We start from the raw sequence: 18,981 nt of genomic DNA on the forward strand, positions 1-18,981 counted from the left end.
CGCGTGACTGCCCTCGTGACCGGGTCCGACCGCCGGTCGGACGACCCAGCGGCGCAGGAGGCGACCCGGATCACAGCATCGGGTGCCGATCCAGCCGAAAGCCTGCTCGGCAAACCCATGCCGACCGACAGGCTCCGCAGTTGGCTGGTCGCGGGCGTGCTCACGGTAATCGCCGGGATCGTGCGGCTGCAGAACCTCGGCTTCCCCACGCACAACGGCACCCCTGTCTTCGACGAGAAGCACTACACGCCTCAGGCGTGGCAGATGCTCCGCAACGGCTGGTACGAGGACAACCCGGGTTACGAACTGACGGTGCACCCGCCGTTGGGCAAGCAGCTCATCGCCATCGGCGAGTGGCTGTTCGGCTACAACGGCTGGGGCTGGCGATTCTCCGCGGCGATCCTCGGCACCCTGATGGTGCTGATGGTCATCCGCATCGCACGCCGGCTGACCCGCTCGACCCTGCTGGGCGCGATCGCCGGAATCCTGATGATCAGCGACGGCGTGCTGCACCTGATGAGCCGCACGGGCATGCTGGACATCTTCATCGCGTTCTTCGTGCTCGCGGCGTTCGGCTGCATGCTGCTCGACCGCGACCAGATGCGTTCCCGCCTGGCGATCACGGTCCGCGAAGGCTGGGTCAACGACTCGATCTACGGGCCACGACTGGGTTTCCGCTGGTGGCGGCTGGCCACCGGGGCCTGCCTCGGGCTGGCCTGCGCCTCGAAGTGGGGCGGCCTCTACTGGGTGGCGGCATTCGGGCTGCTCACCGTGATCTGGGACGCCACCGCCCGCCGCTCCGCCGGGGTCCGTCACCCGTGGATCGGCGCCCTGTGGCGTGACCTGCTGCCGGGCCTGTGGGCCCTGCTGCTCGTACCGGTGCTCGTCTACCTCGCCACCTGGTGGGCCTGGTTCGGCAGCGAGACCGCCGTGGACCGGCACCTGACCGGCAGCGCGCTGCGCTCCCTGTGGGACTACTCCGGCAACGTCCTGAACTTCCACGAGCACCTGACGACCAAGCCGAACGACCCCCACCCCTGGGAGTCCAAGCCGTGGACCTGGCCGATGGGCCTGCGCCCGATGCTCTACTACTGGGACAACACAACCACCGGCTGTGGTGAATCCCAGTGCGTCAGCGCCACGATGCTGATCGGCACCCCGGCGATGTGGTGGCTCGCCCTGCCCATGATCGCCTGGGCCCTCTGGCGCATGATCGGCCGCCTGGACTGGCGTTACGCCGCGGTCCTGGTCGCCTACCTGGCCGGCCTGCTGCCCTGGTTCATCAACCTCGACCGGCAGATGTACTTCTTCTACATGACCCCGGTCTCGGCCTTCCTGGTCCTGGGCCTGGTCCTGCCGTTGGGGCAGATCCTCGGCACCGCCAAAGCCGGCTACGAACGCCGCGGCACCGGACTGCTGGTGGTCGCCATCTACGTAGGCCTGGTGGTAGCCAACTTCATCTGGCTGTGGCCGATCCTCAACGGCGACTCGATCACCAACGCCCGCTGGCAGGCCGAACTCTGGCTCCCCTCCTGGCGCTGAGCTTTGCCCCCAATGTGGCGTTCGTAGCATCGGATGCCCCCAATGTGGCATTGGGGGCATCTATTTTGCGTTTGGGTGGCGGCGGGGCCGCGTCACATGCCGAAACGCTTGGTGGGGTTGTGGCGTTTCTGGGTGGGGCGGGTTCGTTCCAGGTCCGGTGCCGGGGGCTGTTGCTGCTGGACTGGCGGCGGGACCGGCTTCATGGAGGAGCGGGCCGCTTGAGTCCGGTCGAGGTCCGGGACGATCGGCGGCTTTCCCGACGGTTTGGCGACCTGGGTGCGTTCGGGATCGGCGAACTTGGTGGATTCGCCGTCCGGCCTGGTCACCTTGGTTCGGTCGAGGCCGAGGTCCTCACGCTTGACGACCTTGGTGACCGGCCCGTCCTCGGCGTGGCCGCCCTTGCTGAGCCACCCGCCGGTCTGCCTGATCACGGTGTCCAGCGTGGGCCGGCCGGCCGGGTCTGGGCCGAGGGCGGCCGAGAGCAGGCGGGCGTGGACGCTGTTGTTGGGCAGGTGGGTGATGCGTTCGGCCTTCGCGGCGGCCATCAGGGCGGCCATCGGGTTGTCACGCGTGCCGCGCGGGGGTTCACCGGTCAGCGCGTAGGCGACGGTCGCAGCGAGCTGCCAGGCATCGGACGCGGGCGTCGCGGGTGAGCCGGCCGCTGTTTCCGGCGCGAGGAAGTCGGGAGTGCCGACCATCATGCCGGTCTTGGTCAGCGTCGAGTCACCCTTCGACCGGGCGATGCCGAAGTCGATCAGGTGCGGCATGCCGGACGGGTCGATCATGATGTTCGACGGCTTGATGTCGCGGTGCAGCACGCCCTTGGCGTGCGCGGCCGAGAGCGCTCCGGCCATGGTCACCCAGAGACGCGCCGCTGCCAGGTCGTCGAGCTTGCCGATGTCGTGAACCGCGTCGGCCAACGGCATGCCCTCGATGTACTCCATCACGATGCCGAGGCCGTCCTCGTCCTCAACGATGTCGTACACGCGCACACAGTTCGGGTGACGCACAGCCGCCAACGCGCGAGCCTCGCGCAACATGCGCTGCTCGGTCTCCGCGTCGGGCGCATGTGCGAGCTTCACGGCCACGGTGCGGTCGAGCTGCGTGTCCATCGCGAGCCACACCGTGCCGAATCCACCGTGACCCAGCGCCTTGATCTTCTGGAACCGGCCACCGCCCTGTTTCCAAATGTTCGACCCGGCCATCGCACGAGTCGGCGGCTTCACCGGCGGCGGCATCGGCGCGCCACCGCCGAGCGGGAACGGCAACGGTCCAGGCGTGTCAGCCAGCTTTGACGGCCGTTGTTGGCCGCTGAGCAGCTCCTGTCCTGGCGCCTGCCCGGACAGCAACTGCGGTGCGAGGCCTTCCGGCCGGTATGGCGGCGGCACCGGCTCCGGGACATAAGGCGGTGGTTTCTGCTGCGACGGCTGCTGGTTCTGGTGACTGTGCGGCTGCATCTGCGATTTCTGCTGGGAGGGCTGATGGGGTGACTGCTGGTTCTGCGCGGCCGGCTGCACCTGCTCGGGCGGCGGCTTCTCCTGCACCGACCGGTTGATCGTCGCCCAGCTCGGCGGCCCGATCACCAGGATCGGGATCAGGCCGAGAACCGTCGCCGGCACGAACCCGATCCACAGCAGGAACGCCACGTTCGCGGACACCGTCATGCTCAGCACGGCGAACGCGATGAACGACACCCAGATGAACCGGCCGGGCCAGGTCGGCCCGCGCCGGAACGCCGCCCGCGCCTGCAGGATCACAAACAGCGCCGCGACACCCGGCAGCACAACGAGCTTGCCCAGGTTGAGCGCATACGAGATGCCGCCCTGCGGCCTGGTCAGCGCCTCGTAGACGTTCTGGCCACGGCCCAGGAACTCCTGTTGGGTGCCGATCAGCGCGTGTTGCTCGGTGCTGAACGACGCGCCCAGCCCGGTCAGGCCGTAGGTCGACTCCCCGGTCGCCGCCGAGCGGAAGATCGTGGAGATCCCGTTGGCCATCAGCCACGGCAGGGCCAGGGCGAACACCAGGCCGATCAGCGCGAACACCGTGATCGTGGCCAAGTTGTACGCGTTGCCTGTGCCCTTGCGGATCACCGCCACGGAGAACGAGGCAAGAATCGGGAACAAGGCGACGAGGAACCCGGCGGCCATCGTCGCCCACACCCACTCACCTGGCCAGAAGCCAGGTCCAAAGACGGTATGCGCGAACGACAACAGATCCGCTGCCATTCGTACGAACCCGTCCACGGTCCCCTCCTTGTAATGACTCACCCGATGTGAGCACTAACCCACCATATGTCCAGCGGCGCTGGAGCGGTTAGGCAACCGTGGCCCCTTGTCCACCAGACGCACCATGGGCAACCAGGTTGCCCGAGTGGCAGAGTGACTCCATGGGTGCCTACCTGGACGCGCATCAGCACAGCCTGACCGACCCGGACGCGTTCTGGCTCGCCGCGGCAGAGACGATCGACTGGGTAAAACCGCCGGTCAGCGCGTTGGACGCCAGCAACCCGCCGTTCTACCGCTGGTTTGCCGACGCGATGATGAACACTTGCTTCAACGCGCTCGACCGGCACGCCGACAGCGGCCGGACCGCGTTGATCTACGACTCGCCGGTCACCGGCACTCAAGCATCGTTCACATATCGTGAACTGCGCGACGAGGTCGCCGTGTTCGCGGGCGCACTCGCCGGCCTCGGAGTCGGCAAGGGCGACCGTGTGATCGTCTATATGCCCATGGTGCCACGTGCCGTGGTCGCGATGCTGGCATGCGCCCGGCTCGGCGCGGTGCACTCCGTGGTATTCGGCGGTTTCGCGCCGAAAGAGCTGGCCAGCCGGATCGAGGACGCCAAGCCGAAAGTGATCGTCGCGGCGTCCTGCGGGATCGAACCGGCCAGGGTCGTGGCCTACAAGCCGATCATCGACGAGGCGCTGACGCTGACCGAGCACCGGCCTGACCACGTCGTAATCACTCAGCGCCCGCAGTCACCAGCGGAAATGGGGCCGCGCGACGTCGACTGGGACGCGATCGTGGCCACCGCGTCGCCCCACGACTGCGTACCGGTGGCCGCAACGGATCCGTTGTACATCCTTTACACATCGGGGACCACCGGCCGCCCGAAAGGCGTCGTCCGGGACAACGGCGGGCACGCGGTCGCACTCGCGTGGTCACTGCAAGCGGTGTACGACATCGGTCCTGGTGATGTTTTCTGGACCGCGTCAGATGTCGGCTGGGTGGTCGGGCATTCGTACATCGTGTACGCGCCGTTGCTGGTGGGCGCTACTACGGTGCTGTACGAAGGAAAGCCAGTTGGCACGCCCGACGCGGGCGCGTTCTGGCGCGTGATCGCCGAGCATGGCGTGAAAGCGCTTTTCACCGCGCCGACGGCATTCCGGGCGATCAAGCGGGTCGACCCGGACGCGAAGTTGCTGAAGCAGTATGACCTGTCGAGGTTCCGCACACTGTTCCTGGCGGGCGAACGGCTGGACCCGGAGACGTACCACTGGGCGACCGGGAAACTCGGCGTGCCCGTGATCGACCACTGGTGGCAGACCGAAACCGGCTGGCCGATCTGCGCGAACCTGCGCGGCCTCGAGCCGATGCCGATCAAACCCGGCTCCCCCACCGTGCCGGTGCCGGGCTATGACGTGCAGGTCCTGGACACAGCGGGCAATCAGCTCCCCGCGGGTTCAGAGGGCGCCATAGCCATCAAACTGCCGTTGCCACCAGGCACCTTGCCCACATTGTGGGGCGACGATTCCCGATATGTGTCCTCATACCTGTCGGCCTATGACGGCTATTACCTGACCGGCGACGGCGGCTACATCGACTCCGACGGCTACGTCTATGTCATGGGCCGCACCGACGACGTCATCAACGTCGCAGGTCACCGCCTGTCCACAGGCGCGATGGAGGCAGTACTCGCCGCGCACCCGGCCGTCGCCGAATGCGCCGTCATCGGCGTGCATGACGCCTTGAAAGGCCAGCTTCCACGCGGTTTCGTCGTCCTGAAGGCCGGCGTCGAGGTCCACGAGGCCGCACTGCGCGACGAGCTGATCGCAGCCGTCCGCCGCGACATCGGCCCGGTCGCCGCCTTCCGGGACGTCTCGATCGTCCCTGGTCTCCCCAAAACCCGCTCCGGCAAAATCCTCCGCAAGACCATGCGCGGCATCGCCGACGGCCGCAACGAACCAGTCCCGTCAACCATCGAGGACCCAGCCGTCCTCGACGCGCTACGCCCCATCCTGCGCCCGATTTTGGGCCCCTGACCAGGCCTCCGGCCCCCGACAATCCAGCCTGTCGGCGGAGTCCGGCAGAAACGGCGCCCTGAAGATCCACAAACCCAAGTTGTCCACAGGCAGTGAGTTGTCCACAGAATCGGCACATCACCGCCTGCGATCCCTATTTCTGTCAGACCCCATCGATAGGCTGGAAAACGGGGGGCCGTGGCCGTCCTCTGCCCGAGTAAGGGCACATGTAGTGCTGGAACTTCCGCAGGGCCGAGGCGAGGATCAGCTGGTGGCGAGGGGAATTTCCTTCGACTGAGGGCGGGTCGACCATTTCGCGGTGCTGGAGGCCGGGAATTCCGGGCTGATTGTCAGGGTCGCGCCGGTGAAGGGTTCGGGCACTGAGAAGAGCAGGCCCGAGGTGTTGGGGCGGGCGTTCAGTTTTGTGCCGGTGGGCAGGGTGAGGGTGAAGCTGCGGGCCAGGTCGAGTTTCAGGTCGGCGTCGTTTGTGTTGATCTTGGCGTCGGGCAGGCGGAGCCAGGTCTGTTTGGCGGCTGCGGGGCCGACGCCGGGAAGCTCGTTGGCGAGTTCGGCGCGCTCGCCTAAGGCCGCGGTCACGGCGAGCGGGCCGGAGGTACGGACGCCTTGATAGGCGGCCTGGGCTTGGTAGTCGCCGTTCTGCCAGCGGACCTTGGACGATGAGGCGCTGGTGCGGGAGGCTGCGCTCGGCGCGGAGGTAGGAGCAGGCCCGTTGCTGTTGCGGATGCTGTATTGGTACGGCTTGTCGTCGGTGACCTCGAGGGTTGCGTCACCGCCGAGGGGGACGCTCACGATCAGGCCTGTGCCGCGCTGCATAGGCTTGGGCAAGCGTTTGCGGGCCGCGCCGACCACGACTTCGACTGTCAGTGGGGCCTCGGGTGGTGGCGCGAATGTGTCATCGCCCTGCAGCCGGTAGAGCACGAGGAACTCGTGGCCGGGCGCTGCCTTGGCCGGGCCGCCTTCAAGGCCGCCGCTTGTCTCGTCCATGGTCGGGCGGGTGGCGAGCGCGCCGAACTGGTAGGAGAAATGCGGGCCGCTGAACGTTGCCGAGAGCGGTTTCGCGCCTTCCGGGACGCCCTGCGACCAGGTGAACACTTCGACGAAGTCCGCAGGCTTGGCAGGCAGGTCCACGGGTGCACTGGGGGTCACCGAACGTGGGCCACAGGCGGTTGTGAACAACAACGCGGCTACCAGAACACCGGCTCGACGAGATCGCGACACGCGAGACAGCGTTTCATCCCCTGCCCCGGAAAGACAATCGGCCGTTGTGACGGGTGGGTGAGTGGTCTATACCTTATCTGGTCGCCGCCAGGAGGAGTTCGGGAGGCTTTGTGAAAGTTCGTCGATTCCTTGCGGCCATGGCGGTCACAACCGTCGCCGCGGCTGCGTTCTCACCCTCCGCGACCGCCGAGCCGGCGTCCGCGGCCAAGAGCTTGACCGATGTCATCCCCGCTCCGGCGTCTGTGTCACCGGATGCACGGCAGGCATTTCGGCTGAACTGGACAACCGTCATCAGCACCGAGCGCGGCTCTGCCGAAGCCGCCGCGATCGGCCGTCAACTGGCGGGCGTGCTCAGGCCGTCCACCGGCTATCCGTTACCCGTCGTGCCCGCCTGGTACCCCAACCACGGCATCTCCCTGCTGCTCGGCGGCGCGGATCCACGCGTCGGGCAAGAGGGCTACGAACTGAGGGTCAGCCGCGACTCGGTTGTCATCCGGGCCAAGACCGCGGCCGGTCTGTTCGCAGGCACCCAGACACTGCGCCAGTTGCTGCCCGCCAAAATCGAGAGCAAGAACCGCCAGCGCGCGAACTGGACCGTGCCCGGCGGCAGGATCGTCGACTTCCCGCGGTTCGCACACCGCGGCGCGATGCTGGACGTGTCCCGGCACTTCTTCAGTGTCAACGAAGTCAAGCGCTATATCGACGACATCGCTCAGTACAAAGTGAACCGGCTACACCTGCATCTGGCCGACGACCAGGGCTGGCGGATCGAGATCCCCGGCTGGCCGCGGCTGACCAGCTACGGCGGCAGCACCGAGGTCGGCGGCGGGCCGGGCGGCTACTACACCAAGAAGCAGTACCTCGACCTGGTGGCGTACGCGAAGTCCAAGTACATCACCGTCATTCCCGAGATCGACATGCCCGGGCACACCAACGCGGCGCTCGCGTCGTACGCGGAACTGAACTGCAACGGCATCGCGCCGCCGCTGTACACCGGCACGGATGTCGGGTTCAGCTCGCTGTGCATCGACAAGGAGATCACGTACAAGTTCATCGACGACGTGATCGGTGAACTCGCCAGCCTCACACCGGGCGAGTACATCCACATCGGCGGCGACGAGGCGCACGCCACCAAACCCGCCGACTACCTGAAGTTCATGCAACGTGTGCTGCCGATCGTGGCCAAGCACGGCAAGAAGGTCACCGGCTGGCACGAATTCGTCAAGTCGGTGCCCCCGGCCTCGGCGGTTCCGCAGTACTGGGGCACCGACGATGTCGACGAGGACGTCGCCGCCGCGGCCCAGCGCGGCAACAAGATCCTGATGTCACCGGCTCACAAGTCCTATTTGGACATGAAGTACGACGAGAACACCCCGCTCGGCCAGGACTGGGCCGGCCTCATCGAAGTGGACACGGCGTACAACTGGGACCCGGGCTCGTTCGTCAAGGACGTGCCCGAGGCATCAGTCCGCGGTGTCGAGGCACCGCTGTGGTCGGAAACGTTGGAGGACATCAAGGACATCGAGTTCATGGCGTTCCCGCGGCTGCCCGCGATCGCCGAACTCGGCTGGTCACCGGCCTCGACTCACGACTGGGAGTCGTTCCGTGGCAGGCTGGCCGGCCAGGGCGACCGCTGGAAGGTCCAAGGCGTGACCTTCTACCCGTCACCGAAGATCGCCTGGCACAGTTAGAAACCTCCGCCCCCGGCAGCGGGCTGCCGGGGGCGGCGGAGGTCAGGAGTAGTTGACCAGCAGGCGCTTTTCGCGCCAGTACTGCGCCAGAAGACCGTTGCGGTTCTCGCGGCCGAAGGCGGCTTCGGCGGGATGCGCGTGATCCGTGTTGACCCAGACGCGGGTCGCGTTGACGGCACGGCCCGCCCGGTAACCGACACCGCAGTCCCGCGACCAGACAGCGACTCCACCGGCCGGAGGCAGGTCGTTGACCAGCTTGACCGCGTCGTCGAAGTCGTTGAAGCGGGCGACCGCGATCAACGGCCCGGCAACCGAAACCCGGCCTTCGATCACTGTGGGCTCCAGGAAATAACCGCCGGCCAGCTCACCGGTCAGCGACGCCCGGCCGCCACCGGACCGGATCATCGCACCGGACCGGCGGGCATTGTCTATATGCCACAGGGCTTTCGCCCATTCGTCGGCGCTCACCAGGGCGCCGACCGTTGTTCGCGTGTCGAGTGGGTGGCCGGTGACGAGTTCCCCGACACGCCCCAACGCCGCATCGAGGAATTGCTCGTACCGGCCATGCTGGATGGCGGCCGTCGAGGTGCCGGAGGCGAACGCGTCGAGCGCCCGCGACTGCAGGGCACCTTCGAGGTCCGCGAAGAAGATCGACGGCCCCACGCCCAGGACCGACGATCCGCCGCAGCCGTTGACGATGTTGATCACGCCGGGTGGCAGCAGGTCCGCGATCACGCTCAGCAGCACGTGCACCGACGCCGGAGTCTGCAACGCGGGCTTCAGCACCACTGTGTTCCCGGTCGCCAGCGCGGGCGCCAGCACCCAGGCCGCACCGAGCAACGGGTAGTCCCAGGAGACGGCCTGAGTCACCACACCTAGGGGCTCACGGAAACCGTGCACCACGGTGTCGCCGTCGACCTCGGACCGTACGCCTTCCATTGCCCGGATGGCGCCCGCGAAATAACGGAAATGATCTGATGCCAAGGGCAAGTCGGCGCCCAGTGTCGTGCGGACGGGCTTGCCAGTGTCCCAGCTCTCGGCCACCGCCAGGACTTCGATGTTGTCCTCGATGCGGTCGGCGATCTCACTGAGGATGACCGCACGTTCGGCGAGTGCCGTCTTCGACCATGCCGCCGCCGCGCCCAGGGCTTCCTGGCGGGCCCGGTGCAGGTCGTCCGCGGTGCCTTCGGCGACCTCGGTGAAGACCTGGCCGGTCACCGGCGTGGTGTTGGCGAAGTATCTGCCCGCCGATGGCGGCACGTAGTCCCCGCCGATGAAATGGTCGTAGCGGGTGGCGAACCGCGTCATACTCCCCGATTGTCCTGGCGCGGCGTATCTACTCATGCTTCACGCCTCCCCGGCATGCTTTCATGGATACAAGAGCCGGACGGTAGAAGACTCCGGGTTGCAGAGACGTTGCATAGGCGTGGGACATGACTGATCCAGGCTCGTACGCGTACCTGGTGAGCCAGTTGCGGGACGGTGTGCTGCCCGCGGGCTCGCCGGCGAAGGCCATCCGGGCGCTGGTTTCCGCTTCGTGGCAACGATCGCTCGCGGCGAGTGTCGATCCTGAACACGGTGAGCCACCGGTTGTCTACGCCGAGAACGAGATCGCCGACCTACGGGAGGATCATCCGCTGGCAGCGGTGCTGCCGACGTTGCGGGCCATGCTGGTGAGCATCGCCGACGAGGCCGAACACGTCATGATCATCGCGGACGCGGGCGGGCACCTGCTGTGGCGTGAGGGCAGTGCGAAAGTTCGCCACCGGGCGGACAAAGTGCTGCTGACCGAGGGAACCCGCTGGACCGAGGAAGCCATCGGCACCAACGCGATGGGCACTGCCCTGGCAATGGACAGTCCGGTAGTGATACATGCAACAGAACATCTAGTGCATACGTACCATCCGTGGACATGCGCCGCCGCGCCGGTGCACGATCCGGACACCGGGGCGATGCTGGGTGTCATCGATGTCACCGGCCCAATGTCCACAATGCACCCGTCAACGCTCGCCCTGGTCTCCACCGCGGCGCAGCTGGCCGAAAGCCAGCTCCAGGTGATGATGACAGTCCGGAACGAACGGTTCCGACTGCGCAACCTGCGTCACCTGGCCGGCCTGCGGGGTGAGCCCGGTGCCCTGATCAGCAGCAGCGGGCGGGTGGTCGCGGCCGAGTCGTGCACCGGCATTCCGTCCAGAGTGGACATCTCAGGCGAACGCGGCACGCTGTGGCTGCCCGATGGCCGGGAAGCGACGCTCGAGCCACTCGCCGAGGGCTACCTGCTCCGGCTCTCCTCCGGCACATCGCGGCGACGCCAGCAGCTGTTGTCGCTCCCCTTCCTCGGTGCCAACGAGACCGCCGTGCTGCTGGACGGCCGCGAAATCCCGCTCACGCTGCGGCATGCCGAGATCCTGACGTTGCTTGCCCTGAACCCCAAGGGGATGACCGCCGAGCAGCTGGCGCTGACGCTGTACGGCGAATCCGGCAACCCGGTCACCGCCCGCGCGGAGATTCATAGGTTGCGCACGCAACTGGGCGCCTCGGTGGTCAGCACCAAGCCCTACCGGCTGGAAGCCGAGGTGGACGCGGACTTCATCAACGTGCGCAAGCCATTGCGTGAGCGCAAGGTCCGGGAGGCGGTCGCGTTGTGGCGTGGACCGTTGCTGCCGCGCTCGAACGCACCGGGCATCATAGCCGAGCGCGAACTGACGCTCACGCACCTGCGAAGACTGGTCATCGAACGCGGCGACCCGGATACCTTGTGGACGTACGTGCGGGCCGCGCCGGACCAGGAAGCGCTGGAAGCCCTGGCCCGGAGCCTGCCGGGGACCGATCCGCGGCGCGGCTGGGTGGAATCGCAGCTCCGGCTCTGTCTCACCGACGACTGACGGCACAATCAGGTCCGTGCAGATCGGGATTCTCGGCCCACTCGCGGTCACCGGTGCGGTGGCCGGTGCCCGGCTGCGCGCGCTGCTGATCGCGCTCGCCCTGGAACCCGGCCAGGTGGTGTCGATGAGCCGCCTGATCGACGGTGTCTGGGCGCAGGACCCACCGGCGAAGGCGTCGAACGCTCTGCAAGTCCTGGTTTCCCGGCTGCGCAAGGCGGATCTGCCGATCGAGTCCCAACCGGCCGGTTACCGGCTGGCGCTGGACCCCGACGAGGTCGACGCGACCCGCTTCGAACGCCTTGTCACAGCCGCACGATCCGCGGACGACGCCACCAAGTCCCGGCTGCTGCGGGAAGCCCTCGGCTTGTGGCGCGGCCCCGCTTTGCAGGACGTGGCGGACGAGGAGTTCTTCCAGCCACGGATCACGCGGCTCAACGAACTACGACTGACCGCCATCGAAGACCGCGCCGAGGCAGAACTCAGGCTGGGCGAAGATCCGACGGCAAAACTGACGGCCCTGATGGCTGACAATCCCCTGCGGGAACGCATGGCTGGGGCGTTGATGCGCGCGCTGGCCGCGTCCGGCAGGGCCAACGAAGCTCTCACGGTCTACGAGACGACGCGGGAAGCCCTTGCCGAGCAACTGGGCGCCGATCCGTCACCTGAACTGTCTGCTTTGCACACATCCATCCTGCGGGCCGAACAACGGCCGAAGACGAACATCCGCACTGGCCTGACGACATTCGTCGGGCGCGGCGACGACGTCAGCCAGGTCCGGAAACTGGTCGGCGACCATCGGCTCACCACGCTGACCGGGCTGGGCGGGACTGGGAAGACGCGGATGGCCATCGAGGTGGCCAGGACACTGCTCGACCAGACGCCCGACGGCGTGTGGCTGGCCGAGTTCGCCCCGGTCACGGCCGGCGACGACCTCGCGCAGGTCGTGCTGGGCACAGTGGGCCTGCGAGAGGGGGCGCTCATCCCCAAAGGTGAGCCGATCGACCGGCTGACCGCCGCGATGAGCACCAGGAACGCGTTGCTGGTACTGGACAACTGCGAGCACGTGATCGACGCTGCCGCCGCGCTTGCGGAACGACTGCTGGGTGAATGTCCGAGGCTGCGGATTCTGGCGACCAGCCGGGAACCGTTGAACATCACAGGCGAGGCGCTGTGGCCAGTCGAGCCTCTCGCACTGCCACCTGACAACTCCGACATCGGCACGGCGATGTCGTCGGACGCGGTCCGGTTGTTGAGCGACCGGGCAAGCGCGATGAGGCCAGGGTTCGTGGTCGACGAGCAGACGGTCGAGGACGTCGTGCGGATCTGCCGTGCACTGGACGGCATGCCATTGGCGCTCGAACTGGCGGCGGTACGGCTGCGCACAATGACTCCGGCTCAAGTGGCAAGCCGCCTCGACGACAGGTTCCAGCTGCTGACCGGTGGCAGCAGGGTCGCCCTGCCCCGGCATCAGACGCTGCGGGCGATGGTCGACTGGAGCTGGGAGCTGCTGTCGGACCGGGAACGTGCTGTGCTGCGCCGGTTCGCGGTGTTCTCCGGCGGCGCGACGCTGGAAGCGGCCGAACAGGTCTGCGGCGGGGATGTACTCGCTGAGCTGGCCGACAAGTCCTTGCTGGTACCCGGTGAGCGCTACCAGATGCTGGAAACGATCAAGGCCTACTGCCTGGAAAAGCTGGCCGAGGCCGGTGAACTCGGCCAGACGCGGCAAGCACACGCCAAGTACTTCCTTGGTCTGGTGGAAACCGCGGACCCGGGCCTTCGTGGTACGGACCAGCTGACCTGGCTTGCCCGGCTGACCGCCGACCACGACAACATCAACGCCGCCCTGCGTAACGCCATCGCGATCGGCGCGGCACAAACCGCAGCACAGCTGGCAGCGACCGCAGGTTGGTACTGGTGGCTCAGCAGTCATCAGGAGGAAGGCGTGGACCTGACCACCGCCGCCCTCGCACTGCCTGGCGCTGACGAGGAAACCCGAGCCGCTGCCTACGCGGTGGCAGCGTTGTTGTCGCTGGCCGGGAACGTCGATGCCAATCAGGCGACCGAATTTCTCGCTGAGGCACAGAGATTCGCCGGGCACCAGGAGTCCAGATACCCGTTGCTGCGCCTGGTCTGGCACGTCCACCACGTCATTTCGGGCACAGGTCCGGCAGCCGAACCCGACAAGGACCCGTGGGTCGAGGCGGCGACGCGGTTGCAGCGCGCGGCCATCAGGCTATCGATGGGTCATCGGCATGCCGAGGTCGAGTCCGATCTAGACGCCGCCGTATCGGGTTTTCACGTGATCGGCGACCGGTGGGGGTATGCCTTCGCACTGACCAACCTGGCCAGTCTGGTCGCCTGGCGCGGCGATATCGCGGCTGCGATCACCCATCACGAACAGGCTGTGCAGGCCGCGGCTGAACTCGGGGCGAACGAGGACATGGTGCTGAGCTGGATACAGCTGGCCCAGTTGCGTTGGCAGCTCGGCGACACAGCGGCGTGCACCACCGCTTTGACACAGGCTGAACGGGAAGCGGCGAAGCTCGGGGTGCCGTCGGCACAGGCCACTGTGGCCTACGGCAAGGCCGAGGTCATGCGGTGGGCCGGTGATCTCGACGCCGTGCGGAACCTGCTGGCCAAGGCCGAGGTCCTGGCGCGGCACGTGAGCATCAACTGGGGAATTCGCGTCGCGGTCGCCGGCCAGCAGGGATACCTGCACGCGGAGCAAGGCGATCTGGACGCCGCCCGGGAGCGGCACGCGTTCGCACTCGACATGGTGCTCGGCACACCGAACTCGATCCTGATCGCCCACATTGTCGTCGGTATCGCGGATCTTGCTCTGCGCCAAGGGAAACCAGCGGAGTCAGCCCGGCTCCTGGCCGCCGCGGACGCCATCCGTGGCACACCTGATCTCTCCCATCCCGATGCGCGGCGAGTCAAAGAGCAAGCGCGTGCCGCACTCGGCGAGCAACTGTTCACCGAGGCAGCACAACGCGGCCGCAACGCGGCGCCCTCAGATCTGCCGGAGATCGCCAAGGCAACTCTCGGCTAGACCCTTTCGCGGTTGTACAGCTTCCTCGCCCACAGGTAGCCGATCACCGAGAATCCGACGGCCCAGCCGATCGAGACCACCAGGCTGCTGCCGATCGGGGCACCCAGCAGCAGTCCCCGGATTGTCTCGATCATCGGGGTGAACGGCTGGTTCGCCATGAACCACCGCACACCCGCCGAGGCCGATTCCGGTGGCACGAAAGCACTGCTGATGAACGGCAGGAACTGTAACGGAAGCGAGGCGCCGTTGGCCGTCTCGAGGCTTCGCGCGTTCAGCCCGAACGCGACCGCCAGCCAGCTGATCATCAGCGAGAACAGGGTGGCTGCGCCGAGGAAGGCCAGCCATTCCAGCACACCTGCCGTCGGCGCGAACCCGATGAGCAGCGCCACCGCGAGCATGAAGACGATGGCGGCCATCGTGCGGATCACGTTCGCCAGGACATGTGCTGTGAGCACCGAGGCACGCGAGATCGACATACTGCGGAACCGCGAGATGATGCCTTCGGTCATGTCCGAGGCGGCGCCGACCGAGGTCTGGGCCGCACCGGAACTGATGCACATGAAGATGATTCCCGGCACCACATAGTCCACATAGGATGACCCGGCCGACAGGCCACCGCCCATCGATCCGCCGAAGACGTAAACGAACAACAGCAGGAACATCAACGGCAGGAACAGTGAACTCACCGCGACAGCCGGATATCGGATCGCGTGTTTGTACTGCCGTCGCAACATCGTGCGCGCGTCAGCGATGGCATAACTCATTTCGCTGCTTCTTTCTCGGTCGTGTGGCCGGTCAGGGCGAAGAAGACGTCGTCGAGGTCAGGTGTGTGCACGGTCAGGCCCGCGATGTGGATGAGGTTCTGATCGAGCCGGTCGAGCACGGACCGCAGCGACTGGACATCACCGTCGCTGGGTACCTGCAGTGTGAGGGCGTCGTCGTCGCGAGTGGCCATGCCGAACACCGAGGCAGACCTGTCGAGCTCGGTGACATCGGCGAACTGCAGCCGGATGTGCCCGCCGGGGATGCGGCGTTTGAGCTCGGCGGGAGTGCCCTGCGCGACGATCCCGCCGCGGTCCAGGACCGCGATCCGGTCGGCGAGCTGGTCGGCTTCGTCCAGGTACTGCGTGGTCAGCAGGATCGTCACGCCGTCCGCCACGAGCCGGCGGATCATCTGCCACATCGTGCGGCGGCTGCGTGGGTCCAGGCCGGTGGTCGGCTCGTCGAGGAAGATCACCCTGGGGTTGCCGACCAGCGTCATCGCCAGATCGAGCCGTCGGCGCATACCGCCGGAGTACGTCACGACGTACTTGCCGGCCGCGTCGAGCAGGTCGAACTGCTCAAGCAGCTCAGCCGTGCGGCGCCGGCCCTCCGGCCTGCTCAGATGCCGCAGGTCGGCCATCAGCCGCAGGTTCTCCTCACCGGTGAGCAGGCCGTCGACAGCCGAGAACTGGCCGGTCAGGCCGATCGCCGCGCGGACTGAATCAGGTTCGGCGGCGACGTCGTGCCCGGCGACGCGCGCCTGGCCGCCGTCGGCGGAGATGAGGGTGGACAGGATCTTGACTACGGTGGTCTTGCCGGCGCCGTTCGGGCCGAGCAGCGAAAAGACCGTGCCTTCGGCGACATCGAGATCGATGCCGTCCAGCACGACCTGCTCACCGAACGACTTGCGCAGCCCGGTCACCGCGATCGCGGAGGTTCTCATGGCCCAGAGCCTCGCCAGGACCGCTTTCATTTCGTTGAGCCCGCGCTGACACGTCCTTACACAACCCGAACACAACCCGGACACCTCGCTCACCGGCGCTCGTCAGAGTTGGCCGCATGAAATGGACGCATCGCTTAGCCGCCCTCGGGGGCGCGACCGCAATCGCCCTCACCACACTCACCACCGCAGCCTCGGCACAGGCCACCGAGCCTTCGTTCGACGTGCAAAAGGTCTGTGACCAGCGGATTCCCAAGCTGGAGACACGTGCCAACAAGATGCTGACCCGGATCACAGGCGACGCGAAGGTCGTCGGGTCCACCGCGAACCTCCGGGCCCGCGCCGAACGCGCGAAGGCTGCGGGCAACGAGGCCCAGGCCGACTGGCTGAACGGCAAGGCCGACCACCGCGAGCAGCGCGTCGGCCTGCTGCGTGACGCACTGGCCAAGCTGGACGCCTACAAACAGAAACACTGTGGCAAATGAGACGCCTGGCCGTGGTCTTCGCACTGTTCGGGTTGCTGATGACGGGCTGCGTGAAGGAGGAAGCACCGCCGGCCGGTGACCTAGACTCCATCGAGTCCACACTCAACAGTGTCGAGTCGGAGCTGAATGAGCCCTAAAGGCTTGGTGCTCGTTGCCGAGGACGAGCGCTCGATCGCCGACCTGGTCGCACTTTACCTGCGCCGGGACGGGTTCGGCGTGCACGTGGAGACAGATGGACCGGGCGCACTCGCGGCGGTACGGCGGTTGCGGCCGGTCGCTGTCGTGCTGGACATCGGCCTGCCGGGGATGGACGGCATCGAGGTCTGCCGCACGTTGCGTGCCGCGGAGGACTGGACACCGGTGTTGTTCGTGACCGCTCGGGACGACGAAGTCGACCGGATCCTCGGCCTTGAGATGGGCGCCGACGACTACGTCACGAAGCCGTTCAGCCCTCGCGAGCTCGTTGCGCGCGTGCGGACCGTGTTGCGGCGCGGCGCACCGGTGAGCGAGGTGCTGGCGGTCGGGGCGACTCGGTTGAACGTCGACCAGCGCCGGGCGTGGGCTGGTGACCGGGAGGTCGCGCTGACCTCCACCGAGTTCGATCTGCTCGAGCACCTGATGCGGACGCCCGCACGGGTGTACTCGCGGGAACAGCTGCTCAGCGCGGTCTGGGGCTATCAGGCCGCGGCCGGCACCCGGACTGTGGACGTGCACATCGCCCAGTTGCGCGCCAAACTCGGCGATGAAAGTCCGATCAGGACTGTCCGTGGGGTCGGATACTCGGCGGAGTCACGGTGAGCCGCTCGCGGGCCACGCTCGCCGGCCGGATCACCGTGCTGTGCCTGGCGGTGGCCGGGATCTCCGCGCTGGTCGCCGGGTTGATCCTGTTCCGGCTGGTCACCACGACATCACGGGACGTGACCAGGCGCGTGCTGGCCAACCAGGCCGACGTGATCGCCGCCCAGATCGCGGAGCAGGGCGGCGGTCTGGTCGGCCGCCGCCGGGTCGTGGACATCCTTGAGGGGCAAGGGATATCGGTGGTCGGCGTCGGCCAGCGTGGCCTGGTCACCGGCACTCCGGAGGCGGTAGCGGCAGCCAAGCAGGCCAAGGCTGTCGACGGCGGGAAGGTGTCGAAGATCGTCGAGTCCGGCGGGCGGACCTACCTGGTGGAGGCCCGTGACGTGCCGCGCGGCAGCTTCGTGCTGGTCCAGCAGCCGTCCGCGGACCGATCGACCGTTCGCAGTCTGATCGGCAACATCCTGCTGGGACTGGGAATCGGTCTCCTCGTCGCCGCTCTGGCCGGGATTGTGCTCGGTCGCCTGCTCGCCCGGCCGTTGCGGCGGACCGCGCAGGTCGCGCACACCATGCGCGGCGGGCGTCGGGATCTGCGCGTTCCCGTTGAAGGCCCGCGTGAGGTCGCTGACGTCGCCGGGTCGGTCAACGAGCTGGCGGATGCGTTGCAGCGCAGTGAATCCCGACAACGGGACTTCCTGCTGTCGGTATCCCACGAACTGCGGACCCCGCTGACGGCTGTCCGCGGGTTCGCCGAATCGCTGGCCGACGGCGTGGTGACCGGCGCCGACGCCGCAGACGTCGGCCGGACCATCTGCAACGAGGCCCAGCGCCTCGAGCGACTGGTCAGTGACCTGCTCGACCTGGCAAGGCTGTCCGCCGACGACTTCCGGCTCGACATCACCCGCGTCGACCTGACCGGCGTGGCGCGAGAGGCAGCAGACGTGTGGTCCGCACGCTGTGCCCGCGAAGGCGTGACGTTCCGCGCGGAAATACCCGAGCATCCCGTGCTCGCCAACACCGACCCGCGGCGGCTCCGCCAGGCTCTGGACGGGTTGATGGAGAACGCGTTGCGGGTCACCCCGTCCGGCCAGCCGATTGTGCTGGCCCTCAGCCCGAACCCGGTGTTCCAGGTCCGGGACGGCGGCCCCGGACTGTCCGAAGAGGACTATCAAGTGGCGTTCGATCGGGGCGCGCTGTACCGGCGGTACGCGGGCGTGCGACCGGTCGGCACCGGGCTCGGTCTGGCGATCGTGCACGGCCTGGTCACCCGGATGGGCGGCACGGTCCATGCCGGGCCCGCGCCCGAGGGTGGCGCCAGTTTCACGATCATGCTCGCCGGGTAACCCA

General features: G+C 67.3%; 14 protein-coding genes. 9 read left to right on the top strand and 5 right to left on the bottom strand.

All coding sequences use genetic code 11. The features are described 5' to 3' along the window. Nucleotides 1–3: 3 nt before the first annotated feature. The gene (locus tag JOF56_RS06745) at nucleotides 4–1,542 is read left to right on the top strand and encodes a dolichyl-phosphate-mannose--protein mannosyltransferase (protein WP_372447843.1); all 1,539 of its coding nucleotides are present in this window, start codon (nucleotides 4–6) and stop codon (nucleotides 1,540–1,542) included. Nucleotides 1,543–1,634: 92 nt separating this feature from the next. Here JOF56_RS06745 and JOF56_RS06750 read toward each other — a convergent pair whose 3' ends face one another. Next, a complete protein-coding gene (locus JOF56_RS06750; protein WP_307854957.1) occupies nucleotides 1,635–3,785 on the bottom strand; it encodes a serine/threonine-protein kinase in 2,151 nt (716 codons plus the stop codon). Nucleotides 3,786–3,928: 143 nt separating this feature from the next. On the opposite strand from JOF56_RS06750, the gene JOF56_RS06755 reads away from it, so the two are divergent. Next, nucleotides 3,929–5,806, top strand: coding sequence for a propionyl-CoA synthetase (locus tag JOF56_RS06755; protein WP_209635556.1), 1,878 nt, complete (start codon nucleotides 3,929–3,931; stop codon nucleotides 5,804–5,806). A gap of 243 nt (nucleotides 5,807–6,049) precedes the next feature. Here JOF56_RS06755 and JOF56_RS06760 read toward each other — a convergent pair whose 3' ends face one another. After that, nucleotides 6,050–7,024, bottom strand: coding sequence for a hypothetical protein (locus JOF56_RS06760; RefSeq protein WP_209635557.1), 975 nt, complete (start codon nucleotides 7,022–7,024; stop codon nucleotides 6,050–6,052). Between the two features lie 137 nt (nucleotides 7,025–7,161). Between JOF56_RS06760 and JOF56_RS06765 the strand changes: the two genes are divergently transcribed. Next, entirely contained in the window at nucleotides 7,162–8,715 is a 1,554-nt protein-coding gene (locus JOF56_RS06765) for a beta-N-acetylhexosaminidase (protein ID WP_209635559.1), read from the top strand. A gap of 42 nt (nucleotides 8,716–8,757) precedes the next feature. On the opposite strand, the gene JOF56_RS06770 is transcribed toward JOF56_RS06765, so the two are convergent. Next, a complete protein-coding gene (locus JOF56_RS06770; protein ID WP_372447844.1) occupies nucleotides 8,758–10,023 on the bottom strand; it encodes an aldehyde dehydrogenase family protein in 1,266 nt (421 codons plus the stop codon). Nucleotides 10,024–10,148: 125 nt separating this feature from the next. On the opposite strand from JOF56_RS06770, the gene JOF56_RS06775 reads away from it, so the two are divergent. Beyond that, a complete protein-coding gene (locus JOF56_RS06775) occupies nucleotides 10,149–11,600 on the top strand; it encodes a helix-turn-helix domain-containing protein (protein WP_209635563.1) in 1,452 nt (483 codons plus the stop codon). 16 nt (nucleotides 11,601–11,616) lie between these two features. Next, nucleotides 11,617–14,652 (top strand): AfsR/SARP family transcriptional regulator, encoded by a 3,036-nt coding sequence (locus JOF56_RS06780; protein ID WP_209635565.1) that lies wholly within the window; start codon nucleotides 11,617–11,619, stop codon nucleotides 14,650–14,652. Here the strand turns inward: JOF56_RS06780 and JOF56_RS06785 are convergent. After that, a complete protein-coding gene (locus JOF56_RS06785) occupies nucleotides 14,649–15,416 on the bottom strand; it encodes an ABC transporter permease (RefSeq protein WP_209635567.1) in 768 nt (255 codons plus the stop codon). The genes JOF56_RS06780 and JOF56_RS06785 overlap by 4 nt on opposite strands. Next, nucleotides 15,413–16,357 (bottom strand): ATP-binding cassette domain-containing protein, encoded by a 945-nt coding sequence (locus JOF56_RS06790; RefSeq protein WP_209635569.1) that lies wholly within the window; start codon nucleotides 16,355–16,357, stop codon nucleotides 15,413–15,415. The genes JOF56_RS06785 and JOF56_RS06790 overlap by 4 nt, the downstream gene beginning before the upstream one ends. A 116-nt stretch (nucleotides 16,358–16,473) precedes the next feature. Here JOF56_RS06790 and JOF56_RS06795 point away from each other — a divergent pair, with 116 nt between their 5' ends. From JOF56_RS06795 to JOF56_RS06810, 4 genes are read left to right on the top strand one after another with little or no spacing between them, the layout of a single operon-like run. Beyond that, on the top strand, nucleotides 16,474–16,839 hold the full coding sequence (locus JOF56_RS06795; protein WP_209635571.1) for a hypothetical protein: 366 nt from the start codon (nucleotides 16,474–16,476) through the stop codon (nucleotides 16,837–16,839). Next, the gene (locus JOF56_RS06800; RefSeq protein WP_209635573.1) at nucleotides 16,836–16,976 is read left to right on the top strand and encodes a hypothetical protein; all 141 of its coding nucleotides are present in this window, start codon (nucleotides 16,836–16,838) and stop codon (nucleotides 16,974–16,976) included. The genes JOF56_RS06795 and JOF56_RS06800 overlap by 4 nt, the downstream gene beginning before the upstream one ends. After that, nucleotides 16,966–17,637: a response regulator transcription factor gene (locus JOF56_RS06805; protein WP_209635575.1), complete on the top strand. Its 672-nt coding sequence runs from the start codon at nucleotides 16,966–16,968 to the stop codon at nucleotides 17,635–17,637. The genes JOF56_RS06800 and JOF56_RS06805 overlap by 11 nt, the downstream gene beginning before the upstream one ends. Then, nucleotides 17,634–18,977 carry a HAMP domain-containing sensor histidine kinase gene (locus JOF56_RS06810; protein ID WP_209635577.1) on the top strand — a complete coding sequence of 448 codons (1,344 nt, stop codon included), beginning with the start codon at nucleotides 17,634–17,636 and terminating at the stop codon, nucleotides 18,975–18,977. The genes JOF56_RS06805 and JOF56_RS06810 overlap by 4 nt, the downstream gene beginning before the upstream one ends. Nucleotides 18,978–18,981 lie beyond the last annotated feature (4 nt).

Origin of the sequence: Kibdelosporangium banguiense (genome assembly GCF_017876405.1) — a bacterium.
Taxonomy (GTDB): domain Bacteria; phylum Actinomycetota; class Actinomycetes; order Mycobacteriales; family Pseudonocardiaceae; genus Kibdelosporangium; species Kibdelosporangium banguiense.